The sequence below is a fragment of the Pseudomonas sp. Irchel 3A7 genome (genome assembly GCF_900187565.1).
Classification (GTDB): domain Bacteria; phylum Pseudomonadota; class Gammaproteobacteria; order Pseudomonadales; family Pseudomonadaceae; genus Aquipseudomonas.
The window spans coordinates 213,687-238,375 of record NZ_FYED01000001.1; the positions used below are offsets into that span (position 1 = coordinate 213,687).

Annotated in this window: 23 protein-coding genes; 4 read left to right on the top strand and 19 right to left on the bottom strand. The window is 60.3% G+C overall.

All coding sequences use genetic code 11. The features are described 5' to 3' along the window. The first annotated feature begins 34 nt into the window (after positions 1 to 34). From CKW21_RS01000 to CKW21_RS01010, 3 genes are read left to right on the top strand one after another with little or no spacing between them, the layout of a single operon-like run. A complete protein-coding gene (locus CKW21_RS01000; RefSeq protein WP_095192166.1) occupies positions 35 to 1,210 on the top strand; it encodes an FAD-binding oxidoreductase in 1,176 nt (391 codons plus the stop codon). Then, positions 1,207 to 2,019, top strand: a complete 813-nt coding sequence (locus CKW21_RS01005; protein ID WP_095192167.1) for an aldo/keto reductase — start codon at positions 1,207 to 1,209, stop codon at positions 2,017 to 2,019. Before CKW21_RS01000 ends, CKW21_RS01005 begins: the two co-directional genes overlap by 4 nt. Positions 2,020 to 2,052: 33 nt before the next feature. Further along, positions 2,053 to 3,018 (top strand): metal ABC transporter ATPase, encoded by a 966-nt coding sequence (locus tag CKW21_RS01010; RefSeq protein ID WP_095192168.1) that lies wholly within the window; start codon positions 2,053 to 2,055, stop codon positions 3,016 to 3,018. 160 nt (positions 3,019 to 3,178) lie between these two features. Here the strand turns inward: CKW21_RS01010 and hldE are convergent, their stop codons facing one another. The 4 genes from hldE to msbA form a co-directional block, all read right to left on the bottom strand. Next, positions 3,179 to 4,603, bottom strand: a complete 1,425-nt coding sequence (gene hldE / locus CKW21_RS01015) for a bifunctional D-glycero-beta-D-manno-heptose-7-phosphate kinase/D-glycero-beta-D-manno-heptose 1-phosphate adenylyltransferase HldE (protein ID WP_095192169.1) — start codon at positions 4,601 to 4,603, stop codon at positions 3,179 to 3,181. A gap of 102 nt (positions 4,604 to 4,705) precedes the next feature. After that, on the bottom strand, positions 4,706 to 5,311 hold the full coding sequence (gene cysC, locus CKW21_RS01020) for an adenylyl-sulfate kinase (protein ID WP_095192170.1): 606 nt from the start codon (positions 5,309 to 5,311) through the stop codon (positions 4,706 to 4,708). After that, positions 5,304 to 6,008: a sulfotransferase family 2 domain-containing protein gene (locus tag CKW21_RS01025; protein ID WP_095192171.1), complete on the bottom strand. Its 705-nt coding sequence runs from the start codon at positions 6,006 to 6,008 to the stop codon at positions 5,304 to 5,306. The genes cysC and CKW21_RS01025 overlap by 8 nt, the downstream gene beginning before the upstream one ends. Positions 6,009 to 6,195: 187 nt before the next feature. Continuing rightward, positions 6,196 to 7,995 carry a lipid A export permease/ATP-binding protein MsbA gene (gene msbA, locus CKW21_RS01030; RefSeq protein WP_218274025.1) on the bottom strand — a complete coding sequence of 600 codons (1,800 nt, stop codon included), beginning with the start codon at positions 7,993 to 7,995 and terminating at the stop codon, positions 6,196 to 6,198. Positions 7,996 to 8,111: 116 nt separating this feature from the next. Between msbA and CKW21_RS01035 the strand changes: the two genes are divergently transcribed. Further along, positions 8,112 to 8,753 carry a toluene tolerance protein gene (locus CKW21_RS01035; protein ID WP_095192173.1) on the top strand — a complete coding sequence of 214 codons (642 nt, stop codon included), beginning with the start codon at positions 8,112 to 8,114 and terminating at the stop codon, positions 8,751 to 8,753. 37 nt (positions 8,754 to 8,790) lie between these two features. Here CKW21_RS01035 and CKW21_RS01040 read toward each other — a convergent pair whose 3' ends face one another. The 15 genes from CKW21_RS01040 to waaF all read right to left on the bottom strand — a co-directional run bounded on the left by CKW21_RS01040 (position 8,791) and on the right by waaF (position 24,584). Next, entirely contained in the window at positions 8,791 to 9,957 is a 1,167-nt protein-coding gene (locus CKW21_RS01040; protein ID WP_095192174.1) for an O-antigen ligase family protein, read from the bottom strand. After that, on the bottom strand, positions 9,947 to 10,714 hold the full coding sequence (locus CKW21_RS01045) for a glycosyltransferase family A protein (protein ID WP_095192175.1): 768 nt from the start codon (positions 10,712 to 10,714) through the stop codon (positions 9,947 to 9,949). The genes CKW21_RS01040 and CKW21_RS01045 overlap by 11 nt, the downstream gene beginning before the upstream one ends. Before the next feature lie 39 nt (positions 10,715 to 10,753). Beyond that, positions 10,754 to 11,710, bottom strand: a complete 957-nt coding sequence (locus CKW21_RS01050; RefSeq protein ID WP_095192176.1) for a glycosyltransferase — start codon at positions 11,708 to 11,710, stop codon at positions 10,754 to 10,756. Beyond that, complete coding sequence (locus CKW21_RS01055) at positions 11,707 to 13,137, bottom strand: PIG-L deacetylase family protein (RefSeq protein WP_095192177.1); 1,431 nt, start codon at positions 13,135 to 13,137, stop codon at positions 11,707 to 11,709. The genes CKW21_RS01050 and CKW21_RS01055 overlap by 4 nt, the downstream gene beginning before the upstream one ends. 8 nt (positions 13,138 to 13,145) lie before the next feature. After that, positions 13,146 to 14,042 (bottom strand): antimicrobial resistance protein Mig-14, encoded by an 897-nt coding sequence (locus tag CKW21_RS01060; RefSeq protein WP_095192178.1) that lies wholly within the window; start codon positions 14,040 to 14,042, stop codon positions 13,146 to 13,148. Continuing rightward, positions 14,042 to 15,172 (bottom strand): glycosyltransferase, encoded by a 1,131-nt coding sequence (locus CKW21_RS01065; RefSeq protein ID WP_095192179.1) that lies wholly within the window; start codon positions 15,170 to 15,172, stop codon positions 14,042 to 14,044. The genes CKW21_RS01060 and CKW21_RS01065 overlap by 1 nt, the downstream gene beginning before the upstream one ends. Next, complete coding sequence (locus CKW21_RS01070) at positions 15,156 to 16,913, bottom strand: carbamoyltransferase (RefSeq protein WP_095192180.1); 1,758 nt, start codon at positions 16,911 to 16,913, stop codon at positions 15,156 to 15,158. The genes CKW21_RS01065 and CKW21_RS01070 overlap by 17 nt, the downstream gene beginning before the upstream one ends. Positions 16,914 to 17,066: 153 nt before the next feature. After that, positions 17,067 to 17,414: a YceK/YidQ family lipoprotein gene (locus CKW21_RS01075; protein WP_170948609.1), complete on the bottom strand. Its 348-nt coding sequence runs from the start codon at positions 17,412 to 17,414 to the stop codon at positions 17,067 to 17,069. 210 nt (positions 17,415 to 17,624) lie between these two features. Then, a complete protein-coding gene (locus CKW21_RS01080; protein ID WP_095192181.1) occupies positions 17,625 to 19,076 on the bottom strand; it encodes a lipopolysaccharide kinase InaA family protein in 1,452 nt (483 codons plus the stop codon). After that, a complete protein-coding gene (locus tag CKW21_RS01085) occupies positions 19,076 to 19,828 on the bottom strand; it encodes a lipopolysaccharide kinase InaA family protein (protein WP_095192182.1) in 753 nt (250 codons plus the stop codon). Before CKW21_RS01085 ends, CKW21_RS01080 begins: the two co-directional genes overlap by 1 nt. Beyond that, complete coding sequence (locus tag CKW21_RS01090) at positions 19,825 to 20,559, bottom strand: lipopolysaccharide kinase InaA family protein (protein WP_095192183.1); 735 nt, start codon at positions 20,557 to 20,559, stop codon at positions 19,825 to 19,827. The genes CKW21_RS01085 and CKW21_RS01090 overlap by 4 nt, the downstream gene beginning before the upstream one ends. Continuing rightward, positions 20,559 to 21,365, bottom strand: a complete 807-nt coding sequence (rfaP, locus tag CKW21_RS01095; RefSeq protein WP_095192184.1) for a lipopolysaccharide core heptose(I) kinase RfaP — start codon at positions 21,363 to 21,365, stop codon at positions 20,559 to 20,561. Before rfaP ends, CKW21_RS01090 begins: the two co-directional genes overlap by 1 nt. Further along, positions 21,366 to 22,487 carry a glycosyltransferase family 4 protein gene (locus CKW21_RS01100; protein ID WP_095192185.1) on the bottom strand — a complete coding sequence of 374 codons (1,122 nt, stop codon included), beginning with the start codon at positions 22,485 to 22,487 and terminating at the stop codon, positions 21,366 to 21,368. Continuing rightward, entirely contained in the window at positions 22,487 to 23,548 is a 1,062-nt protein-coding gene (waaC, locus tag CKW21_RS01105; RefSeq protein ID WP_095192186.1) for a lipopolysaccharide heptosyltransferase I, read from the bottom strand. The genes CKW21_RS01100 and waaC overlap by 1 nt, the downstream gene beginning before the upstream one ends. Before the next feature lies 1 nt (position 23,549). After that, positions 23,550 to 24,584, bottom strand: coding sequence for a lipopolysaccharide heptosyltransferase II (gene waaF / locus CKW21_RS01110; RefSeq protein WP_095192187.1), 1,035 nt, complete (start codon positions 24,582 to 24,584; stop codon positions 23,550 to 23,552). Positions 24,585 to 24,689: the final 105 nt, after the last annotated feature.

The window sequence follows — 24,689 nt, forward strand, 5'->3', positions numbered from 1 at the left end:
ACTTGCAGCTTCGCTCAAACACTGAGGTCGCTGCATGCCATCCGTTATTTCCACCGACGTTCTGATTGTCGGCGCTGGTGTCGCCGGCCTCTGGCTGAATGCGCGCCTGCGCCGCCAGGGTTTTTCGACCGTACTGGTGGAAAGCGCCAGCCTCGGTGGCGGGCAGAGCATGAAGTCCCAGGGCATCATCCATGGCGGCGCCAAATACGCCCTGCATGGCGCCCTGACCGGTGCATCGGAAGCCATCGCCGACATGCCGCGCCGCTGGCGTGAAGCGCTGGCCGGGGACGGCGAGCTGGACCTGTCCGGTGTGCGCCTGTTGTCCGAAGCCCATTACCTTTGGTCCCCCGGCACGATCGCCGGCAACCTCACCAGTTTCTTCGCCAGCAAAGCCGTGCGCGGTCGCGTCGATCAGGTCAAGGGCGACCAACTGCCACCGGCCCTGCAGGACAAGCGTTTCAAGGGCAAGGTTTATCGCCTGGCCGAACTGGTGATCGACGTGCCAAGCCTGGTCCAGCGCCTGGCCGACCTGGCGGGTGATGGCTTGCTCGCCGGTCAGAAAATCGAACCGCTGCTGGAGGGCGGCGTGCTCGTCGGCCTTAAAGTGGACGAGCGTGAGATCCGCGCGCAACGCATCGTCTTGAGCGCCGGCGCCGGGACGGCGGCACTGCTTCAGGCCTTGGGCTTGAGTCAGCCGGCCATGCAACGCAGGCCTTTGCACATGATCATCGCCAAGGGCCCGAGCCTCAAACCACTGTACGCCCACTGCCTGGGCGGCGGCACCAAACCACGCATCACCGTGACCACCCACCCGGCCGCCGACGGCCAGTGGGTCTGGTATCTGGGGGGCGATATCGCCGAAACCGACGGCGTGGCCCGTGAGCCCGCCGAACAAATCGCCACCGCCCAGAAAGAACTCGGCCAGTTGCTGCCCTGGATCGACTTGAGCACCGTGCAATGGGCTACCTTGCGCGTGGATCGTGCCGAGCCCCTGCAAACGGGGCTGACCCGCCCTGACAATGCGTTCCTGGCCGAGGAAGGTCGACTGCTGGTGGGCTGGCCGACCAAACTGGCACTGGCGCCGGACTTTGCCGATCGGGTAATCGCAAGCCTTGAGCATGATGGCATTCGACCCGGCCCGACATCCGAATTGCCGCCCCTGCCAAAGCCGCCGATGGGTGTGCCTGCCTGGGAGCAACTGCTGCCATGAGCCAACCGACCCTGCACGACCTGCATCGCCCCCTTGGCAGCACCGGCCTGCTGGTATCACCCCTGGGCCTGGGCACGGTCAAACTCGGCCGTGATCAAGGGGTGAAGTACCCCAATGGATTCCAGATTCCTGACGATGACGAAGCGCGGATGCTGCTCAAACTCACGCGCGACCTGGGCATTAACCTGATCGACACCGCTCCGGCCTATGGTCGCAGCGAAGAACGCCTCGGCCCGCTGCTGCGGGGACAGCGCCAGGATTGGGTGATTGTCAGCAAGGTCGGCGAAGAATTTGCCGACGGTCAGTCTCGCCACGATTTCACGGCCGCGCATACCCGATTTTCAGTGGAGCGTAGCCTGCAACGCCTGGAGACAGATTTCATCGATCTGGTGCTGGTGCACTCCGATGGCAACGATCTGGCGATCCTCGACGATTGCGAAGTCTATGCCACCCTCGCCGCGCTCAAGGCCGAAGGCAAGATCCGCGGCTTCGGTTTTTCCGGTAAAACCGTCGAAGGCGGTTTGAAGGCTCTGGAGCAAGGTGATTGCGCGATGGTCACCTACAATCTGAACGAACAGACCGAAAAGCCCGTCATTGACTATGCTGCTGCTCACGGCAAGGCCATTCTGGTGAAAAAAGCCCTCGCCAGCGGTCACGTGTGCCTGAGCCCGGGGGTGGATCCGGTGCGCGCGAGTTTCGAGCTGTTGTTCGAACATCCGGGTGTTGCCAGTGCTATTGTCGGGACCATCAATCCGCTGCACCTCGCCCACAACGTCGCGACCGTTGCCCAGGTCCTACGTAGCAACTGATGCCGCCCCACGCGGCCTTAAGCAGGAGCCGACATGCCGCGTACGCTCATAAGAAAGAACCCGAGCAACTTCAAGACCCTGCCGTTATTCGTCGAAGCGACTCCCGAAGGCCTGAGTTATCAGAGCGTCGGGAGACCGCTCAATTTCTCCCAGATCCTCCAGCGTCGCCGCCCCGTAACGGTCGGGGACACCGAGCGGTTTGCCCTCGAACTGGCCAACCTCGGGGTTTCAGTGCGCCTGACGCTGCATTGGCAGAATCGCGACTACTGGGTGTTAGTGAGGCAACGTCGGCAGGACCGTGGCGACGTGGTGCTAAAGCTGATTTCCGGTTATGTACCGGCACATGAACTGAATCTGCCGCTGCACACCGCGATCCAGGAGATTGCCGAGGAATGCCTGCTGGAAACCCCGGAAGGCTGGCTCGGCGGGCGCTTCCACGATACCTGGCTACCGGCGCCCTACTCTTCAGCCCTGCATTACCGCGAAGCCATGCCGTTTCGCCTGACATCACTGTCCGGCTCGGCACGACCGGTGCGTTGCGCCAAACTGCCGCTGATCGAACGACCACGGGCCTATGTGCACCTGCCGACGGCGTCACTGCAACTTATCTATGATCTGCGCCTGGACGTACCCAAGGAAGCCAAATCCTTGAGTCTGTTCCATGTCGACGAACGTTTGGAGGGCGATCAATTGGTGGCCCGACTGGATCGCAAGCGCCCCGATCTATACCTGATGCCCTTGCAGGACGGCCACCCTCTGGCCGAGCTCTACACCTTGAAAAAGGATCAACTGCACCCGGCAAGTACGCGCGGCTTGTACCTGGCCGAAAGCTTTGCCCGACAAGAAGGCTGGCTGGTCAAGGATGAGCGGATTCGCTGGAAGGATTGGGTCAGGCAGCAGGGTTTGACCCCGCCGGGGAAGGATTCAGGTCTGGCGCTGTTACGCGGAAAGGCGAAACAGCTGCTGAAGAAGATTGTGCCGCGCAAGGCGGCACGATAAGCAGGTAGGACGCTGTTGTGGCGAGGGTGCTTGCTCCCGTGGGGCTGCGAAGCGGCCCTGAAACTTGCAACCGCGATGTGCCAGGCACACCGCATGCAATGGATCTACGACTGCTTCGCAGCCGAACGGGAGCAAGCTCCCTCGCCACATTGACCACACACTATTCGGACTTGCGGATCTTCTCGACGATCGCGGTCGTTGAGCTGTTTTCCACCAAACCCAGCACTTTCACCGTCCCGCCGTAAGCGGTCACGATGTCTGCGCCGACGACTTGATCGATCCCGTAGTCCCCGCCCTTGACCAGCACGTCCGGCTTGACCTCGCGCAGCAGGTTTTCCGGGGTGCCTTCCGGGAAGCTGATCACCCAGTCCACCGCGCCCAGACCGGCCAGCACGGCCATGCGCCGGTCGACACTGTTGATCGGCCGACCCGGCCCTTTCAGGCGGCTGACCGACGCATCGTCATTGACCGCGACGATCAGACGATCGCCTTGCGCCCGCGCCTGCTCAAGGTATGTCACGTGACCGGCGTGCAGGATGTCGAAGCAGCCGTTGGTGAAGACAATCTTCTCGTTGTGCGCACGGGCATCGTCGACAGCCAGCAGCAGTTGTTCGAGACCCAGCACGCCGCGCTCCGAACCTTCTTCACGCTGAATGGCACGACGCAACTCCGGCGCGCTGATGGCCGCCGTACCGAGTTTGCCGACCACGATGCCCGCCGCCAGGTTGGCCAGGCCGACCGCGTGAGGCAGCTCCTCGCCTGCGGCAATCGCCGCCGCCAGGGTAGAAATCACCGTGTCGCCGGCACCGGTCACGTCGAACACTTCACGGGCGCGGGCCGGCAGGTGCAGCGCCGGATGATCCGGGCGCAACAGGGTCATGCCGTGTTCGCCACGGGTCACCAGCAAGGCCCCAAGCTCCAGGTCGTGCATCAACTGCGCGCCCTTGCTCACCAATTCGTGCTCATCGGCACAACCACCGACGATGGTTTCGAATTCGCTGAGGTTCGGCGTAATCAGGCTCGCACCGCGGTAGATCGAGAAATCCTTGCCCTTGGGATCGGCCAGTACCGGAATACCTCGGGCACGGGCGGCCTGGATCAAGACCTGGTGATTTTTCAGCGCGCCTTTGCCGTAGTCGGACAGCACCAGCACCTTGATGCCTTCGAGCAACTCGTCGACTTGCGCCGCCAGTTCGAGCGCGTCGGTGGCGAACGGCTCTTCAAAGTCAATACGCAGCAGTTGCTGGTGACGACTCATGACCCGCAGCTTGACGATGGTCGGCTGGTGCGCAACGCGCTGAAAGAGCGCCCGCACACCGGCACCCTTGAGGCTATTGGCCAGACTGTCGGCGGCTTCATCGTCGCCGGTCACGCCAACCAGCGAGGCTGGGGCGCCGAGGGCGGCAATGTTCAACGCAACGTTGGCGGCACCGCCCGGGCGGTCCTCGATGTGATCGACCTTCACTACCGGTACCGGCGCCTCAGGGGAAATCCGTGAGGTACCACCATGCCAGTAACGGTCGAGCATGACATCGCCGACCACCAAGACAGGGGCTTGATCGAATCGCGGCATGGACAACTTCATGGAGCAACCCACATACAAAATGAACAGGGGCGCGATATTAACACAGGGCAGGCACCCGCTTGTGCGATGGCTGCAACGGGATAAAACAGCGTAGTTTTCCGGTCAATTTTTGAGCAGAATCTCCGTCATGCGCTGGCACGCCTGCGGCATATCCAGCGTCTGGGTATCAATCTCGCACTCCGCATGCCGCGGGGCTTCATATGGGCTATCGACGCCCGTGAAGTCCTTGATCCGTCCTTGCCGGGCCGCCAGGTACAAGCCTTTGGGGTCGCGCTGTGCGCAAACCGCGAACGGCGTGCTCACATACACTTCAATGAAATCGCCCTCGGCGAACAGCCGCCGCGCCGCCTCACGCTCGACCCGGAACGGCGAGATCGCCGCCACAATTACAATCAGGCCGGCTTCCACCATCAGTCGCGCCACCTCGGCCATACGCCGGATGTTTTCCCGACGACAGTCGGCCCCCATGCCCAGATCACGGCAAAGACCGGCTCGCAGGTTATCGCCATCGAGTACAAAGGTGTGCAGTCCACGTTGATTGAGTTGCAGCTCCAGGGCATTGGCCAGGGTCGATTTGCCCGCCCCCGACAACCCTGTCAGCCAAAGACACCGCGGACGTTGCGACTTGAGCGCGGCACGTTCGGCGCTCGACAGCGATAGTGCATAGGGCCTGATCCCCGGATCCGGTATCGGCAGCACTTCATTCATAACCGAGCAACTCGTAATCACGCTGGTACACCCGACGAACCAGACGACGGGTTCGCGTCGAACAGAATTCCCGGGCAGGACCGGGGCTTCGATGATCCGAACCATTGATATGAGGTAACGGCGTCCCGTGCCCCAACTGTTCGCACACCAGGCGGAAGTCCCGCTCCAGGTCTTCCTGATATCCAATGAAATCCAGTGCCAGATGCCCAAGGGAATCGGTGAGGAAGTCGGTCTGCGGGGCAAAATGCACTTGCTGCCGGATCGTTTCCGGGTGCAGCCAGCGCGCAACGAAATCGTCGAAGTCGCGGTAGTGGCTGACCAGCTTTTGCGCAGCCTGGTCACGCTGGCTCAATGCATTGCCCCGCAGAAAAGCGTAGGCCGAATAAGCCCTCTCCAGCGGATCGCGAACAAAGGCAAACTTGAAGCTGCTGGCAAACTGTTCGGGAAATTGTTGCTCGTACCAGTACAACGGCAGGTGTCCGGGGCTCCAGCCATCGAACAACGCAGCACAGATACTGCTGCCAGCACATTTGGGCACGTGGATGAACAGGCAGGAACGCTGCGCGAAGGGCCGTGGGTAACGCGAACTTGCCGACATCGACTTGTTCACCACCTGACGATCCACGACCGACAGCCGGCCCAGCAAGAAATGCCGTTGCGTCTTGGGCAACAGCTTCCAGAGATATCGTTGCAACATTGCAGCACCCGCGCGAAAGGGATGACCCTTACGATTGAAGCCAAAATTCGTTCAGGAACCTTAACAAGCGCGCTGCCGGGATTTATTCAGGTTTGGTCAAGAAACGTAAGGATCTGGATACAAGTCTGCGGACGCATTGCACGTCGGCAGTGTAACAGGGTGAGCCGGGCCCACCCTGTTGTCGGGGTCAGGCGATGTCTTCGGCCGGTGTGTCCAGTCCCATTGCATGCAGACGCGAGTAGTAGCCATTCTGCGCCAGCAACTGCGTGTGAGTGCCGCGCTCGACGATCTGTCCCTGGTCCATCACCAGAATCAGGTCGGCCTTTTCGATAGTCGACAAACGGTGGGCAATGACCAGTGTGGTGCGACCTTTCATGACCTGATCCAGTGCAGCCTGAATGTGACGCTCGGACTCGGTATCAAGTGCCGACGTTGCCTCATCGAGGATCAACAGCGGTGCATTCTTCAACAGCGCACGGGCAATCGCCAGGCGTTGACGCTGCCCGCCGGACAGCAACACGCCATTTTCACCGACCTGGGTATCCAGGCCTTCGGGCATTTGCGAGATGAAGTCCATCGCGTAGGCATCGGTGGCGGCTTTTTCGATGTCGGCGCGGGGAGCGCCAGCCAGGTCACCGTAGGCGATGTTGTTGGCAATGGTGTCGTTGAACAGGGTCACATGCTGCGTGACCTGCGCCACATGTCGACGCAGATTGCGCAGGCGATAGTCTTCGATTTCGACGTCATCGAGCAGGATTTCGCCGATGTCGTGATGATAGAAACGCGGAATCAGGCTGGCCAGGGTCGACTTGCCGCTACCGGAGCGACCGACCAGCGCGATCATTTGCCCTGGCGCCGCCGTGAAGCTGATGTTCTTCAGCACTTCACGCTCGGTCCCTGGATAAGTGAAGCTAAGGTTGCGCACCTCCAGATGTCCTTCGACGCGATCACGCTCGACCGTGCCGTTATCGACTTCAGGTTCGACGTCCAGCTGTTCGAAAATGCTTTCGGCACCGGCAACGCCTTTCTGGATGGTCGAGCTGACTTCCGACAACTGCCGGATCGGCTTGGGCAGCAAGCCCGCGGCAGTAATGTAGGCCACCAGGTCACCGGCGGTGGCATCACCGCGCAGGAACAGCACCAGGAACATCAACACCGCCATGGCGGTATAGATCACCAGCTGCAGCATGGGCGTATAGACCGCACCGGTCTTGGTCATGCGCAATTGCTTGTCGGTATTGCCCTGGCTGGCGGCGGCGAAACGGCGCTCTTCATAGCTCTCGCCGCCGAAGCTGCGCACCACGCGATAGCCCTGGATGGTCTCGGAAGCCACATGGGTCACATCGCCCATGGCCACCTGGATCTTCTTGCTCTGCTTGCGGAATTTCTTGCTGGTGCTGCTCACCATGACCGCAATAAGAGGCAGGATCGCCAGCATTACCAGGGTGAGCTTCCAGTTCATCCACAGCAGGTAGGCGAACAGGAACACCACGGTCAGGCCTTCACGAATGACCACTTTAATGGCGTCCGTGGCGGCACCGGTGACCATGGTCACGTTGAAGGTGATGCGCGAAATCAGGTGCCCGGAGTTATGGGTATCGAAATAACGGTTGGGCAGTACCAGCAACTTGTTGAACAGCTCGACGCGCAAGTCATGGACCAGCCCCAACGAGACCTTCGCCAGATAGTAGTTGCCAAGAAACGAACCGAGGCCTTGCCACGCAGCGATCAGAATGATCAGCAATGGCACGGCCATCAGCAGCTGCAGGTCTTTCAGATAGGGGACATTGGGGAAGAGCACCGCTTCAGGGTTGCTCAGGCCATCGACGAAGTATTTGAGAATGCCGGCCAGCATCGGCTGCGTCGAGGCAAAAATCACAAAGCCAACGATACTGAGCGCAAACATGCCCCAGTACGGACGCACATACGACAGCAGGCGCAGGTAAATCTTCAAGCTCGACGGCGCAGGCGAATCAGGGCTAGTCATGAGAACCCGTTGTATGAGAAAAGAGCCCGCGAGTGTAACACAGGCCATTTTAGTCGCTGAGCTGCGGTAACATGGCCGGCTATCCATGCCTCACGGCGTCGAACCCCGGAGTATTGATGCAAGCGCTTGATCACACCCGATACCTTGCCCTGCGCGAGGGAGCACAAGTCCTTGAAGCGGATGGTTCGGGGGACAAGGTCTTGCGGCTGACGGATGGCTCGATCCTCAAACTGTTTCGTCGCAAGCGCCTGCTGACTTCAGCCGCCTGGTATCCGTACGCCAAAAGGTTCGCCGACAATTGCGATGCGTTGCGTGAACGGCAGATTCCCTGCCCCTCAATCCGCCAGGTCTATCGCATCCCGAGTATCGCCCGTGATGCCGTGCATTACGATCCGCTGCCGGGGCAGACCTTGCGTCAGTTGCTGGATATCCAGGGCGATGCCGATCCGCTGCGGGGTCAGCTTGGGGTTTTCATGGCCACCTTGCATGAACGCGGGATCTATTTCCGCTCGGCGCATCTGGGCAACATCGTACTCACGCCCGAACATCAGTTGGGCCTGATCGACATTGCCGATTTGCGGGTTTATCGCCGTCCACTACGCAAGACCCTGCGGCTGCGCAATTTCAAACACATGGTGCGCTACCCGCAGGATCGGCAATGGTTGCTCGACAGGCGTGGAGAAGTCTTCATGCAACACTATGGCCAGACCCAGAGCATCTGTTCCCCGGAAGAACTGAACAGCGCCCTGCAAAAATGACCTACCTTCGCCTCCGGGGAGGAGGCGAAGGTAGGGTTCATGCCAGCGCGATCCGCTGCGCCTTGAGCACTCGCCCGAGGATCATTGCCCCAGGCAGCAGCACCAGCGGCCACAACTCGTCTGGGTTGCCGATCAGCAAGCTGCCATCGAAGTTCAGCATGACCAGCGCACACGCCAGGTACATGCCCCAGGCATCACGCAGACGCCAGGCCTGCCACAGCGTGGCCGCCATCAGCCCGATAAACAACACCAGAGCCACCGCGCCGCTGTACAACCCCAGTGCCACAAAGATGTTGTGCGGGTGCTGGATAGGCATCGAGCCATCAAGCAACTGATCGGTGTGGAAATTAATGCCGCAACCCAGCATCCAGCCGCAGTTCTGCCACTCGCCGACCATGATGCGAAAGAGTTCGATGCGATACGAATCACCACGGGTCCAGAGTGACTGGAACCAGGCTTCGTCATGCACGATCAGGTACAGAATGCCAGCCACCACCAGACTGATCGCCGCCACACCACCGACCAGCCGCGGCTTGTGATAGAGGCCATAAAGCAACCACACGCCCAACAGGAACGCCCCCCCGACAAACGCTGTACGCGTTTGCAAAACAAAGGCCACCGCAAATAGCGAAAAGACAATGGCCAGCGCACCTTCAACCCAGCAATGCTCCTTCACCCAGAATGGCAATGCCAGCGCCAGCGCGCACAACAGCCAGATACTGGCGTAGATGACGTTCTGCAAACGTGCCGGCAACAATGCCACCCGACTGCCGATTGCAAATTCATGGGTGGTCCAGCTGTAGAGGGCGCAACAGAAGATATACAACGCCAGGATCCAGAACTGCGCGCGCACAAACCCCGGACTGCGGAAAAACCGTGGATCGCTGAAGGCCCCCACGACCATGACGAACATCATCACGTAGAACACATGCTTGAAAAACTGCATCTGCCCGGCAATGGCTGCCGGCACCAGAAACCACAGGATGAACGCCAGCCAGCCCAGCGCCAGCGGTTGCCTGAACAAGCCTGCGCCTCGCTCCTTGATCAGGAACACCAGGCCCGGCACGACCATCAGGCCGTAGAACAGATTGTTGGTCCACTTCGAGGACCAGCCCACCACAAAGCTCAGCAAGAACAGGCACAGCACTGCTCCGAAATACGACGTGACGGTGATCTTTCCTGGCTTCACGCCGCTAGATCCCATGGAGCACCCAACCTGCTACAAGACCAAAAACAAGGGCCGCGATCAGTTTGAGTCGATCGAGACGTTTACGTCGCAATTTATTCACGCGCTCCTGCGGAACCACTACGTGTTCACCGAAGCCTGTGTGCAGTACCGCATCGTTTTCCAGAATCAACGCATAGCGGTTCTGCGCGGCATACAGGCGCGACAGGTCTTTTTCTCCAGAGAACGCGGCATACGGCGCATGGGCCAGGTAGTCCGCACGACGCCGCAGGCCCGGATTGAAGGAAAAGCCCTGCCAGTCTGCCTTTTGCGAGCCCAGCACATAAAAAGGAATGCCGTGGCTGACCTTGCGTTCGTTGAGGAACACATAAGGACTGTGGACCATCAGGTCGTGATTGAAGCTGCGTAGCCACACCTGAAGCGCCTGTGGATCCTCCTCCAGCAGGCACTGGGACTCTTCGATAAACCCTTCGCGATAGAAGTCCCAGTCATCCTCGCAGTGGAAAATCCACGACGTCTGCACCTGAGCATAGGCAGCATCGATGGACTTCAACTGACCCAGGCGCGGATTGTTGATGAAAAACTGGGTATGCGCCCTCCAGTGTTCCGGAATACAAGCCTCTACGGCACGGTCGCCAGAGTCTTCGGTAATGAACACTTTACGGATGGGAGCCGTGTTGAACCGGTCAAAGGTCTCCAGGGTTCGCTTCAACAGATCGAAGCGACCGCAACTGGTGATGACGACCGAAATGTCGCTAGTCTCGCTGAACAGCATGTGTTTACACCGCACCCTTGATTGTTGAATCGCCCGGCCTCACAGCCCTAGCGACACGCGTAATTTTTCTTTCCAGCTCAGTGGAGTCCGCTCGCGCAATGGTGCACGCATCGCCTCGACAATCGCATGCCCCACCGCACGGAAGGTATAACGCTGCTCTACCAGCGCTTGTCCGGCCAATGAAATGGCCTCGGTCAGTTGCGCAGATTCGCGCAGCACGGCCAGTTTTTCCCGAAGCTCGTCGCGGGTTCGATAGAGCACAACGTTGTGCATGTCGACGAAACCCAAGGCGCGATTCTCTTCTTCCCCTTGATCGTAGGCAAACAGCACACAACCACAGGCCATGGCCTCGAAATTCTTGATCATGTACTCGCCCATCCCCACATCGGCACTGACGAAGTAACGGATCCGGCTCAGCGTTTCACAGTATTCCTCGCCCGATTTGGTGCGCGCGATCAACAGGTTTTCGACTTCGGCAACGGACTCGAGCATCTCCTTGCGTCCAGCATAAGCAACGCTGTTGAGACTGCCGACGAAACCCAATTCGATATCCCGTTCGCGCTGACGGTTTTGCAGCAGCGCCTGGTCGTAGCCTTTGGGCACGAAATGCGCGTCGAAGCCCTCGTCACGCAAACGCTGGCTGACCATAAAACCCGAGCTGATCACCCGCGCCCACGGCAATTTACGGTAATGCGCACTGAATTTGCCGGTGTATTTGCACGGGATGTAATTCTGATAGGCATCGTGCTCCAGAATAACCAGATTGGGCAGCGTCTGTATGAACCGCACCTGTCTGATTTCTTTTTTGAAGCGCAGGAAAAACACGATCCTGTCATAGAGGGTCACATCGACATGCTTGCGGAAATAACCGCGCAAGTCGTCCTGCTCGGCACTGGTCAGCTCACGCTTGTCGCAGTCGCACTGCTCGGCAATACCGTCATACAGTCGATCGAGGATCGCTCGTTGCTCTTTCTGCACCAGAAACAGAACTTTCAATTGGGCTCTCTCTTGCCAGTCAACTCTTGGACCCAGAACAACTCGTGGCGTCGCACTGTTTTACGGAAAAATTCGTTTTCACCAAAAGCTGGCCAGCGTCGGCCTGCGAGACAACGTTGAATGGCCCGGCGAAAAAGGCGTTTGAGGGGCAGCCGGGGCTGAAGGTCGTGCATCATGCCCAAAGACATGGCCTTGCGCCACTGCACTTCAGTCGACAAAGAAGGTGTCCATGGCCGCAAGGGCTCGACAGCATCGAACTGCGGTGGCAGCGCGACACCCGTGCCTGCATCGCCCATTGGCCAGCGATCGTTGTCGTGCAAATGATTGGCGTAATGCAACAGGATTTCTGGCTGCCAGGCTGTGCCGAGCAGCGCTTGCATCACCGCCTGCTGTGAGCATAGATGGTCCGGATGCGGATCGAAGTGCGGATGTGGCAAAACAATGACCTGGGGCTGGATGCGCTCGATCAGCTCACGCAAATCGGCCAAAAGATTGTTCCAGGACGGCACTCCATCGACATCACTGCCCAAGGTAAATGGATTGAACTTGCGAAAGTACCGGGTATCGCCAAGCTGGGCCTCGCGGGACGCCGCGGCTTCGGCCGGCGCGCCCTGCATCGCAGGCAATTGCAGACAGAAATAACCCAGCTGGATGCAACGCTCCTGAGGAACACCGCCCCACAACGGCACACTGATACTGTCCCAGGCGCGAAGTGCCCCCTTCAACCGCGACGCCTCGACACCTTCAAGCCCCATCTGCCGATAGTGCTCGGCTTCGATCTCGCCAGCGGTCAGGGTCACGATCCAGCTTTCACTCGCGCGGCTGTACAACCCGAAGGCAGCCAGTTCCGCGTCATCGGCATGGGGTGCAATGACCATCACCCGCTGACGACTGTAATCCGGATGCTCGAATGCCCATAGCACAGGTTCGCCCAACAGCCGGCAGAAACGCCCACGCAGGCGCAACTCCCCGCGCGACAACACCCGTGCCTGACCGCTGAGGTTGAGGTAACGCAGGCCGTTCACGCCACGCTCGAAGGTTTGTCGGTCCGGGTTATCACCGCCGGACATCTCGACGACCGGATCAATGAATCGCCCCAACCACGTGCTTTTGATGCGCAACGCCAACACCAGCGTCGAGTCATCAACCAGCATGACGCCATCGTCCAGCCGCAGGCGATCGCCACTCAGATGAACCTTGGGTTGCGGCGTGTAGGGCGGGAAACTGTATTGATAATCGTCTTGGGGCGAATAGAACAGGTGGTCGGCAAACCAGGCCTCATGGGCAAACCACCCCAGAGCCGCGAGTACCAGCGGCAGCCACCAGGCCACCACTACACCACTTACAACCAACAGCCCCACTGCGATCAGCAGACCGATGCGTTTGTTGCGGCGATGACGCTTGAGCAATTGCTGCTTGCGGCTCATAGGTTGACTCACACGGTGTAGACCGGCACAGGGTTGCACCAGCGATCCTTGTATTCCCGGTCGGCGCGGCCGAAGGAAAAACGCAAGGGCTTGTCCAGCGCCCGGGCATGCTCCCAGGCGCTTTGGGTGTTGAGAAAACTCAGCACGCTGCCAGGGCTGAATTCGCGGGTTTCAGGGTCGACGCCGCCATTGATGTACTCGACGCTGATCCACTGCGGCGTCTCGACGCGGTACACCAGCTGGATCGCAATCGGCGCATCTTTGAGGAAAATCACCGAGCCGATCAGCAACTCGCGCAACAGCTCGATGACCTCGGCCATGCGCTCGGCACCTGTCGCCGGGAAACCCCAGCGGCGCAGAAACAGGTCGCAGTAAATCGCTGCCAGCTCGGCACTGGAGAACTCCGACACAGGTCGTATCAAGCCACCCGCCTCTTCCAGCAGCCTCAGTTCGCGGCGCTGGTTGTAGCGAAACTTCTTCGACAGTTCTTCGGGTGTGCGGGCCATGGCCAGTTGTTCGGCCTGCAACTTGATGCCGGTAAAACGGCTTTCGTTCAGCGCCGACAAATAACGACCGCGATGACGCAGGGGGGCCTGTGTATTTTCAGCGGCCGGCAAGATGATCTCGGCATTGCCAAGGTCGAACAGGCCTTTCTTTCCGCTGCGCTTGAGTACGTCCTTGGACAGTGCAAGGTCGCGGCCCCATGTCGGAATCGCCGCCTTGATTTCGCCATTTTGCTCCCAGGCCAGGTAACGCACCGGAATATCGGCCAACTGCGCCAGGCGCTCGACCACCATTGGATGAGTCGCGACGCTGCCACCATAACGCTGCCAGGTTTCGGCATATGTAGAGGCATCGGCTACCGACCAGCCACGTTCGCGCCAGCCTTGAAATCGGTTGAGCATCAGCCCCTCGGTGCCAGTTCGATAACGTGTGGCAAATGCCAGAAAGCATCGCGTACCGCGCGGTCGGAGAAACGTTCGCGCAAGCGGTCGAGCATCAGTTCGGCGCATTGGTGACGTTGACCTTCATCCATCGCGGCCAGATGTTGCAGCCCTTGCGCCAGGTGTTCGGCATCGCCCAGCGGGAACAGAATGCCCACGCCTTCGACCACTTCTTTCGCCCCGCCACACGCGGTGGCGAGCAACGGTACGCCGGCAGCCATGGCTTCGAGCAGCACCATGCCGAACGGTTCGTGATCGGAACTCAGGGCAAACACATCGAAGGCACGGAAATAACGTCGCGCCTCGGGCACCTGGCCGAGGAACAGGACGCGGTCGCCAATCCCCAGCTCGCGGGCCTGGGCCTTGAGATCCTCCTCCAGACGACCGCTGCCGAGGATCACCAACTGGCTGTTGGCCGGCAAGCCCGGCAGCGCCGCAGCAAAACCGTCCAGCAGCGTGGCCTGGTCCTTGTCCGGATGCAATCGCCCGACATTGCCGACAATCCAGGCATCCGCCGCCAGGCCGAGTACTTCCCGTGCCTCGCTCGCCGACACTTGACTGTCCTGCAAGGCCTGTACATCGATGCGGTTATAGAGGGTTCGAATCCGCGCTGCCGGCCATTTCGGCAGGCAACTGCGCATGTCATCGCGCACCGCGTCGGACACCCCAAGCAGGCTCAGACGCTTGCGGAAAATATGCGCGAACAGTTTGCGCGAGCCACGTTTGTAATCGTCAAACGCGTGATGCACGCCAATCACCGGCAACGAGGTGCCGAGCAAGGCAATATAGATCGGCTTGAAGCGATGGGCGATGCAGAAACTGAAATTGCGTGAAGCGGCGATCTTGCGCAGATCGCCAATGGCTCCCAGCTTCAAGCCACGAATGGCCCTGGAGCTGTACTCCATGAACAACACTTCATCGGAGGCGCACCCCGCGGCGACTTCGGCATCGGCGACCCCGGTCAGAAAAACCGTGGTCACGCGATAGCCAGTCCCCGCGAACAGGCTGGCGTACTGCCGGGCGCAGTCCAGAAACGGGCCGTCATAGCCGTGGCAGAACTGCAGCACATGGCGTTCAGCCGAGCGTGTCATATGCGTTCGCGCCCTCTTTGACCACCAGGATGTCTTCCATGATCAGATACTGTAGGTCCGAACCGAAGAACATGTTCAAGGCGTCCGTCGGAGAGCAGATCATAGGTTCGCCACGACGGTTGAGCGAAGTGTTGAGCGACACACCGTTGCCGGTCAGGACTTCCAGCGCCTTCATCATGTCGTAGTAGCGCGGGTTGTATTCGCGCTTGAGCACCTGGGCGCGGGAAGTACCGTCTTCGTGGACGACTTCCGGTACGCGGGTTTTCCACTCCTCAGCCACTTCGAAGGTGAAGGTCATGAAGGGCGCCGGGTGATCGATCTTGATCATCTGTGGCGCGACGGTGTCGAGCATCGACGGGCAGAAAGGCCTCCAGCGCTCGCGGAACTTGATCTGGTGGTTGATGCGATCGGCCACGCCGGCCACGCTCGGGCAACCGATGATCGAACGACCACCCAATGCGCGCGGACCGAACTCCATGCGGCCCTGGAACCAGGCCACCGGATTGCCGTCGACCATGATCTTGGCGATCTGCTCCGGCATGTTGTCGAGCTTGCGCCACGCAGGTTTGTTCGCATGACGGGCGCAGGCTGCGATCACGTCTTCGTTGCTGTACGAGGGGCCGAGGTAGACGTGTTCCATCTTCTCGACCGGTACGCCACGGGCGTGGGATACATAGGCGGCGGCGCCGACTGCGGTACCGGCATCGCCGGACGCAGGCTGTACGAACAGTTCTTTGATATCGTCGCGAGCGATGATTTTCTGGTTCAGCTTGACGTTCAACGCACAGCCGCCGGCGAAGGCCAGCTTGCCGGTTTCCTTGAGCACATCGCCCAGGTAATGGTCGATCATCTGCAACGCCAGTTTCTCGAACAGTGCTTGCATGCTCGCGGCGTAGTGGATGTAAGGCTCGTCGGCGATGTCGCCTTCGCGCTTCGGACCCAGCCATTCGATCAACTTCGGCGAGAAGTAAAAACCCTTGCCCTTTTCTTTATAGCGGCGCAGGCCGATGACGTTGGCGTAATCGGTGTTGATCACCAACTCACCATTTTCGAACGAGGCCAGGCGCGAGAAATCGTATTTGCTGGCGTCGCCGTACGGCGCCATACCCATGACCTTGAACTCACCGTCGAGCATCTCGAAACCGAGGAACTCGGTGATCGCGCCGTAGAGGCCGCCCAGGGAGTCAGGATCGAAGAACTCCTTGATCTTGTGGATCTTGCCGTTTTCGCCGTAACCGAAGAAGGTCGTGGCGTACTCACCCTTGCCGTCGATCCCGAGGATCGCGGTTTTCTCTTTGAAACCGGAGCAGTGGTAGGCGCTGGAGGCGTGGGCCAGGTGATGCTCGACCGGCTCGATCTTGATTTTCTTTGGATCGAAGCCCAGTTGCTCGAGGCACCAGACAATCTTGTTGCGATAGCGCTTGTAGCGACGGTTGCCCATCAGGATCGCGTCGAGGGCGCGGTCCGGGGCGTACCAGTAACGCTTGGCGTAGTGCCAGCGCGCCTTGCCGAACAGGCTGATCGGAGCGAACGGGATCGCTACCACGTCAACGTCGGAAGGTTTGATACCAGCCTGTTCCAGGCAGAACTTTGCCGATTCGTAAGGCATGCGGTTCTTTGCATGTTTATCGCGTACGAAGCGCTCTTCCTCAGCCGCCGCGACCAGCTTGCCGTCGATGTACAAGGCTGCGGAAGGATCATGGCTAAGGGCGCCGGACAGGCCAAGAATCGTCAATGCCACAGGGGTCTAGCCTCTTTAGTCTGCATGCAGGCGCAGTGGCGCCTCAAAAAATGATGTGCCTTCGCAAGGAGCGCGAGGCAGCTAAAGGGCGGGATTATAGCTTAAAAGCAGCGGCAAGCCTCTAGCTGCAAACGGCAAGAAGGCGCGTGGTGCTTAAGAGGCTCCCCAGCCGCGCGCGGGCCGCCAGTAAATGAGGATGTTGCCATTCACGGTCTGCCGGTAAATCGTGTACGGCAAGACAACGGTATCCAGACCGCCAGACAAAGCCAGGTCCAGCAAAACGAGCGGTACGAGGATTCCCGTGGGATCGGGTGGCGCGTTCAGTACACAAAAATCGTAAGCCAGGCCGCTGTAGACCCGCGGGATGGACTGACAGTAGGTTTTTTGCCGGCGGAGCCCCTGGGCGGCTTCGGCATCATCCTGCAACACCGTTGCAACGGTCCCGCAACCGGTCAAGGCCAGTGAGATTGCGCCTGATGCGACTGCCATTCTGATTGTCAAAGTCTGCCCTCCGAGAACGTCAGGCAAACTAGCATCGTGGCTGCTCAGGCCACAGTTCATGGCTTCCCAAGATTGTGTAGGAAGGTTCATAAGAGCTTGTCCCCTGATCCCTGGCGACCAATCCAACCTCTTCGCGAGCAGGCTCGCTCCCACAGGAGAGCCCGGCCGCACGCGATCCCGGGTGGGAGCGAGCCTGCTCGCGAAAGCGATTCAGTCAGCGCTGGAGATGTCCTTGGGAAGACGCTGATCAATGACTTGATAAAGGGCACTACCTTCAGGCCAGTTGCGCATGAACCGCGCCCGATCCCGCGCGTACGCCGGGGCGAAGCTGGCAAGCGAACCGTGCTGGCACATTGAATCCAGATCGATCAGCGCCCAGCGATCATCCTGCCAGAACAGGTTGTGCCCCTTGAAGTCACCATGGCTGATGCGCTCGCGTATCAGTTCGGCAAACAGATGATCCAGCGCGGCCAACTCCGTCTCGGGCGCATCGCCACTTTCTACAAAGGGGGCGAAGCGCTCGATGATGTCCGGCCCCGGCAGATGCTCGGTGATCAGGTAGGCGCGGCTGCGCAGCCAGAGAAAACGCTTCTCCAGCAACGCCAGGGGCTTGGGTGTTGCAATGCCGAGGAACGCCAGGCGATTGCCCTCACGCCAGGAGTGCCAGGCGCGACTGGGGCGCCAGAAGCGCTTGAGCCAGTGGGCAAAACCCTTGATGTTGTAGCGCTTGATCACCAGCGTGCGACCATCCACTTCGACCTTGCCGACGCTCGCCGCGCCGCCGGTCTTGTACAGGTGCCCCTGATCGAGCAAGGCGTCGGCCTGCGCCAGTACCGGCAGCATCGCCGCTTCTTCCTCGCGACGGATGGCCTGTAAGCCGAACGCGCTGCGCCGGACACTGAACAACGTGCACTCACGGCCAACCTTGGTCAGGAAGTCCTTGAGGCGCCAGCTACGCACTTTGTCGATCTGTTTCTGCAGCGCCTCCATGGGCAAGGCATGTTCGCCATTGCTCAGCAGGTAGTACACCAGCAACTCTTCAGTGAACGGCTCCAGCGCCTTGGGCAACTGGGCGAAAAACACCCCGAGGTTTTCCAGGACTTTCTGCCGCGACAGTGGCTGGCCAGGTGTTTCGGCGCAGATCCCGGCGCCATCGATCAAATACAGTCGACTGCCCTGGCGCAGCAGATTGTCCAGGTGCAGATCTTCCTGCCACAAGCCTTTGCGGTGCATTTGACCGATCGCGCCCAAGGCTTCGGCCAGAACCGCCGATTGCTCATCGGCCAGCGCCGGCAAGTGTTCGACCTGCTTCCAGTCATCGCCCAGGCTTGCAGCGCCTTCCAGAAACTCGAACAACAACCAGCCACCCTCGCCGTCCTTAAGACCGTCTGCCAACAGCAGTGGCGTGGTCAGGCCTTGCGCTGCGAGCAGGCGCACGCCCTCCAGCTCTCGCTGAAAATGCCGCGCCGCTTTGCTGCCGACCAGCAATTTGGCCAGCACCGGGCGGCCCCGCCAGACACCGGCACCGACATAACGCTGACCGGGCAGCACCCGCAACAGGCTCAGCAATTGCAAGTCAGCAGGCCCGGCGGCATCTGCCAGAGTAAGACTCAACGGCAATGACGGGCTGCGGCCAGCGTTTTTCAACTCCGACAAACGCATCAGCGCTTCTCCTTATAGCTGCGCCGCGAGGTCAAGCGAGCCAACCAGCTATCGATCAACGAACTGTCTTGCGACTGATCCAGATAGGCGGCCAGCAAAATGCGCAACTGTGCTTCGCTCCACTCCGGCGCCCGACGCAGCAGCGGCTCCAGATCCTTGACCCGGTCGCGCCGACCCAGCAGCAACGGACGGGTCTTTTCCAGGTCGATCAACTGGGCCTGATAGCCATCGCCGGTGGCGCACAGAAAAATGTGCTTGGGATAAAAACAGCCGTGCACCTGACGCTTGCCGTGCAGGCGCCGGGCCAGTTTCCCGCAGGCTTGCAGGATGGCGGTGTGTTGCGCCTCGCTCAGATCCGACCAGCGCTGCAGCAACGAATCCAGATCATCCCAACCGTCCAGGGCACGGGTCAGCAAAATCGCCCGGACTTCACCGTCGACCTTGCGCTCACCGAAGAACGCCGCCTTCAGCGCTGGAATGCCGAGCGCCTCATAGCGACTGATGTTGCGAAATTCCCGGGCGAAACTTGGCTCGCCAAAGGGCGCGTGCAAGGTGTGCATCTGATAGTTGCTCTGACGCTTGAGGTAGAAGCCGTGACCTTCCAGATCCAGCCGAAACACGCTGCTCCAGCCACCGCGCAGGGTGTTGGGTTCGTCCACGGCATCGAGCTGCCGGGTCCAGAGTGCGTCGAACGTGCCGAGGCCGTGACGCTCGAGCAGCGCACGGTCTTCAGCAGCCAGAAAGTCAGTCATTCGCGCCCCTCGAAAAATCTCACCACGTGCCGGATCCGTTTTTTGTCGGCGACTGTCAGCCGGGTACTTTGGCGGTATTGCAGGTAAAAGCGCAGGCGCTGGGTAGCCGACAATTGATACTTGGCGACCTTGTCCAGGCACGCCAGGTCCTTGGTGATGCGGTACTTGAGCCAGAAGCCGCGCCAGAAATCGCCATTGGGGCAGTCGATCAGGAACAACCTGGCCTGATCGTCGATCAACAAGTTGCGCCACTTCAAATCGTTATGGGTAAAGCGATGTTCGTGCATGGTCCGGGTGTAGTCGGCCAATTGGCGACTGACGATATCGACCCAGGCACGGTCCGCAAGCTTCGGGTCGCGCCGTTCGGCCAGGGCCGACAAGTCTTCAGTGTGCGGCAGCTCACGGGTGATCATCGCCCCGCGATCATAGGTTGCCCCTCGCCGCTCCAGCCCCCAGGCCACCACCTCGGCTGTGGGAATGCCCCACTTGGCAAAGCGCTTGAGGTTTTGCCACTCCATTTTCACCCGTGGCTTGCCGATGTAGCGCCGCAAGCCTTTGCCGGCGCCCACGTAGCGTTTGACGTAGTAGTTGACGCCGTTGCGCTGAACGCGGATGACCTCGGACAGCGGGTCGTGGGTCAGGCGCTCGCCCTGTAACGCAAACACAGCGTCAAGGCTGCCGAAATCTGCGGCCAGATCGCTGTAAGCAGGTTCCAGTGTCCAACCCGCCATCAGAGCGCGTCCCCGTATCGCTGTTTGCGGTCGTAGAGCTTTTTGGCCTTGCCTTCGAGCCAAGTGAGCAGCCCGGCTTCTTCACCGAGAATCTGCCGCAGCGGCTGCTGGAAATAACCTTTGAGGAAGCGCAGTTTGTCGCGACGGGTCAAACCGATATCCAAAGCCGAAAAGTACAGCGCCGCCAGATCCTTGTTGCGCCAACGCTGGGTGATCGTCGGACGGGTCTGGGCGCGGTGCAGGTCGATCACCGAGAGCTTGAAGTCCTCCGCCGTCACCGGTTTATCGGTGTGCAGCAGGAAGTGACAGATATAGCAGTCGCGATGATTGACTCCGGCGCGGTGCATCATGCCGGTCATGCGTGCAACTTCGGCGATAAGGGCGCGCTTGAGTCTTGGCTCCGGCGGTTGCTTGACCCAGTTGATGCTGAAGTCTTCAAGACTGATAGTCGGCGCCAGCTCTTCAGTGACGATGAACGAATGCTGATCCGCCGGATTGCCGCCCTTCTCGCCGTAAGCGACGGCAGTCATGGTCGGCACGCCGACTTCCTGCAGGCGCTGGATGGCCTTCCACTCCTGGCCGGCACCGAGTACCGGCAACTTGGCGGTGAGCAGGTTCTTGAAGATCTCGCCCCAGCCGATGCCTCGGTGGATCTTGACGAAGAATCCATTGCCGTTCACTTCCGTGCGCAGGGTGCGGCGAGCTTCAAGTTCGCGGTACACCTCGCCCTTGAGCCCTTCGACTTCGGCGAACGGGTCGCGTCCGGCCCAGAGGCTCTTGAACGGTTCAGCCAGCATCAACTTCATTTAAGCGTGCTCCGCCAGAATCACATCGGCCGCGTGCTGCGGCATGCTATAGAGGTCGGCCGTTTCGGCGAAGGCCAGACCGTTGCGGCTCCAGGCCGCCCGTGCTTGAGTGTCGTTCAACATGCCGGTCAGGTACTGCGTCAGTTGTGCCTGCTCGAACGGCTCGTCCAACACCAGGCCTGCATCGGCCTCGGCAATGTAATGGGCATAACCACAGACCGCACTCACCAGCACCGGCAACCCGGCCACCAGCGCTTCAAGCAGCACAGTGCCGGTGTTTTCGTTGTACGCCGGGTGAATCAACAGATCGGCGCCCAACAGGAAACGCGGGATATCACTGCGCCCCTTGAGGAACGTCACGTTGTCACCAAGCCCCAATGTGGCGCTCTGCATCTGGAATAATTTGGGGTCGTCCTGGCCGATTACAAACAGCCGCGTACGCTTTTTCAGCTCGGCGGGCAGTGCCGCCAGCGCCTTGAGGCTGCGATCGACACCCTTGGTCTTGAACCCCGAGCCGATTTGCACCAACAGCAGCTCATCGTCCTTGAGGTTGAATTCGGCGCGGAACCCGGCACGAATCTCGTCCGCATCCGCGGGCCGGCGGCGGTCCTGGGCGATGCCCGGCGGCAGCAGATGGAAGCGTTTGAGCGGGGTGCCGTAATGCTTGATGAACAGCGGTTGCTGCACTTCGGAAATCATCAACACTTCGGTCTTGGCGTCCTGGGCGAACACCGCGCGCTCGTATTCGGCGAAGTGACGGTAACGGCCCCAGCGACGGTACAGCGAGTTGCGCAGGTTCTGCGCCTTGTCTTCGAAGCAACCGTCGGCGGCGTAGTAGACGTCCAGGCCAGGCATCTTGTTGAAGCCGATCAGACGGTCCACCGGCCGTTTGGCCAGGTCCGCCTCCATCCACTCGCTGAGCTTTTCATTGCGACGGTGATTGAAAAACGCCTTGACCGGTGCCACCAGCACCTCAAACCCTGGCGGCACGTCGCCTTCCCAGATCAGCGTGTAGACGCGAATCTGGTGGCCGCGCTTCTGGCACTCCAGGGCAATGCGCATGAAATCGCGCTGCAAGCCACCAAAGGGAAAGTATTTGTACAGGACAAATGCCAATTGCATCAGCGCAGCTCCTCAGCCAGTAACAACGTGCTCAGTCTGCTGGCGACACGCTCGGGGTTCAGACGCGTGAAGCACAGTGGCCACTCGCGTTTCAGATCAAACTGACGGGCATCTTCGGCCGTCGGTTGATAGGTGCATTTCTTTTGCAGGCACGGCGCACAGGGAAAATCGCTGGCCAGGTGAATCTGCGACTTGCCGTAGGCACCGGTCAGGCCGGGGTTGGTCGGGCCGAACAGCGACAGCGTCGGCACATCCAGTGCCGCGGCCAGGTGACCGAGGCCGGTGTCCACCGCCACGCAGGCTTGAGCCCCGGCCAGCACTTTGCCGACACCCGCCAGATTCAGCTTGGGCAGCACTTCGACGTGCTTCAAGTCCTTTGCGATGCGTTCGGCGCGGGCCTTCTCGATCGCGTTGCCCCAAGGCAGTTTCACCCCGACCCCCAGGTAACCGACACGCTCGGCCAGCTCGCGCCAGTAGGCTTCCGGCCAGTGCTTGGTGTCCCAGGTGGTGCCGTGCAGGAACAGCACGTACGGATTCACGCGCGGCAGCTCCACCAGCCGCTCGACGTTCAGGCCATAGTCGCCCAGGCCTTTGGGCAGGTCATAACCCAGGGCCACGGCGAACAGTTGACGCACCCGCTCCACCGCATGCTGCCCACGGGCCACGGCCAGGCGCCGGGAATAGAAACGCGCGGCAATCGGTTCGCGGGCGGAGTCCTTGTCGAGACCGGCAACCGGGGCCTTGACGTAGCGGGTCAGTAACGCGCTTTTGAGCAGACCCTGGGCATCGATGACCAGATCGTATTTCGTGGCGCGAAGGCTTTGCTTGAAACGCTTCCACTCGCCGCTCTTGATGGTCTGCCAGATGTTCTTGCGCCAGCGACGGATAGCCACCGGAATCACCTTGCCCACCGCCGGGTGCCAGGTGGGAATTTCGGCGAAGCCTTCTTCCACCACCCAGTCGAAGGTGATGCCGGGGATGGCCCGCGCAGCATCGGTCAGCGCCGGCAACGCATGAATCACGTCGCCCAGCGATGAAGTCTTGATCAGCAGTACCCGCAAACTATTTGACCTCGACCACAGTACCCTGCAAACGCTGCAAGGCTTCGTTCACCGCTTGCGGCATCAGCTGACGCAGGCAGTTGTAATGACCAAAACGGCACGTGCGATCGAAGCACGGGCTGCATTCGATGCCCAGGCGCACGATCTCGACATGCTCGGCCAGTGGTGGCGTGAAGCCCGGCGACGTCGAGCCGTAGATCGCCACCAGCGGACGGTTCAGCGCAGCGGCGACATGCATCAGGCCGGAGTCGTTGGAAACGACCGAGTCGGCGCACGACATCAAATCGATCGCCTCGGCCAGCGAGGTGCCGCCACTAAGGTTCACCGATTCTTCACGCAAGCCGGGAATCAGCCGCGAACGGATATCTTCGCCCACCGCGTGATCGTTTTTCGAACCGAACAGCCAGACCTGCCAACCCTCGCGAATCTTCGCTTCGGCAACCTTGGCGTAGTGCTCGGACGGCCAGCGCTTGGACTCACCGAACTCTGCACCCGGGCACAGCGCCAGCACCGGACGATCCAGCACCAGACCGAACTTGGCCAGTGCCGCTTCGCGGGTCACCGGGTCGATCCGCAGACTGGGTCGCGGATAGGGTTTGGGCAGTTCAAGGCCGGGCTCGTAAGCCAGCGCCATGAAGCGTTCGATCATCAGCGGGTAACGCTCTTTGTCCAGCGTGCGCACGTCGTTGAGCAGGCCGTAACGGAATTCGCCACGCCAACCGGTGCGCTTGGGGATACCGGCAAAAAACGGTACCAGTGCCGACTTCAGGGAATTGGGCAACAGGATCGCCTGGCTGTACTGGCCGGCCAGGGATTTGCCGATGCGCCGACGCGTCGCCAGTTCCAGTGCACCGTGGCCGAGCGGGAAGCTCAAGGCCTGGCGTACTTCGGGCATGCGCTCAAGTATCGGCCGGCTCCATTCGGGGGCCAGCACGTCGATTTCGCACTGCGGGTGGCGCTGTTTAAGACACTGAAACAGTGTCTGCGCCATCACCATGTCACCGACCCAACTGGGCCCAACGATCAGAATTTTCATGTGGCTTCCAAAAACGAACCGGGGAGGCATACGCCTCCCCGCCTCGATGATTCTACAAAAACTGCAGATCTTCTGTGGGAGCGAGCAGGCTCGCCCCCATATTGG

Excerpts from the sequence above, each read along its gene's own strand:
- CKW21_RS01025 (WP_095192171.1), bottom strand. The coding sequence starts at position 6,008 with ATGTTGCAACGATATCTCTGGAAGCTGTTGCCCAAGACGCAACGGCAT.
- CKW21_RS01045 (WP_095192175.1), bottom strand. The coding sequence starts at position 10,714 with ATGCTGTTCAGCGAGACTAGCGACATTTCGGTCGTCATCACCAGTTGC.
- waaF (WP_095192187.1), bottom strand. The coding sequence starts at position 24,584 with ATGAAAATTCTGATCGTTGGGCCCAGTTGGGTCGGTGACATGGTGATG.
- rfaP (WP_095192184.1), bottom strand. The coding sequence starts at position 21,365 with ATGAAGTTGATGCTGGCTGAACCGTTCAAGAGCCTCTGGGCCGGACGC.
- msbA (WP_218274025.1), bottom strand. The coding sequence starts at position 7,995 with ATGACTAGCCCTGATTCGCCTGCGCCGTCGAGCTTGAAGATTTACCTG.
- CKW21_RS01040 (WP_095192174.1), bottom strand. The coding sequence starts at position 9,957 with ATGGGATCTAGCGGCGTGAAGCCAGGAAAGATCACCGTCACGTCGTAT.
- CKW21_RS01055 (WP_095192177.1), bottom strand. The coding sequence starts at position 13,137 with ATGAGCCGCAAGCAGCAATTGCTCAAGCGTCATCGCCGCAACAAACGC.
- cysC (WP_095192170.1), bottom strand. The coding sequence starts at position 5,311 with ATGAATGAAGTGCTGCCGATACCGGATCCGGGGATCAGGCCCTATGCA.
- CKW21_RS01100 (WP_095192185.1), bottom strand. The coding sequence starts at position 22,487 with ATGCAATTGGCATTTGTCCTGTACAAATACTTTCCCTTTGGTGGCTTG.
- CKW21_RS01090 (WP_095192183.1), bottom strand. The coding sequence starts at position 20,559 with ATGGCGGGTTGGACACTGGAACCTGCTTACAGCGATCTGGCCGCAGAT.
- CKW21_RS01060 (WP_095192178.1), bottom strand. The coding sequence starts at position 14,042 with ATGCTCAACCGATTTCAAGGCTGGCGCGAACGTGGCTGGTCGGTAGCC.
- hldE (WP_095192169.1), bottom strand. The coding sequence starts at position 4,603 with ATGAAGTTGTCCATGCCGCGATTCGATCAAGCCCCTGTCTTGGTGGTC.
- CKW21_RS01065 (WP_095192179.1), bottom strand. The coding sequence starts at position 15,172 with ATGACACGCTCGGCTGAACGCCATGTGCTGCAGTTCTGCCACGGCTAT.
- CKW21_RS01005 (WP_095192167.1), top strand. The coding sequence starts at position 1,207 with ATGAGCCAACCGACCCTGCACGACCTGCATCGCCCCCTTGGCAGCACC.
- CKW21_RS01000 (WP_095192166.1), top strand. The coding sequence starts at position 35 with ATGCCATCCGTTATTTCCACCGACGTTCTGATTGTCGGCGCTGGTGTC.
- CKW21_RS01085 (WP_095192182.1), bottom strand. The coding sequence starts at position 19,828 with ATGACTGACTTTCTGGCTGCTGAAGACCGTGCGCTGCTCGAGCGTCAC.
- CKW21_RS01035 (WP_095192173.1), top strand. The coding sequence starts at position 8,112 with ATGCAAGCGCTTGATCACACCCGATACCTTGCCCTGCGCGAGGGAGCA.
- CKW21_RS01010 (WP_095192168.1), top strand. The coding sequence starts at position 2,053 with ATGCCGCGTACGCTCATAAGAAAGAACCCGAGCAACTTCAAGACCCTG.
- CKW21_RS01080 (WP_095192181.1), bottom strand. The coding sequence starts at position 19,076 with ATGCGTTTGTCGGAGTTGAAAAACGCTGGCCGCAGCCCGTCATTGCCG.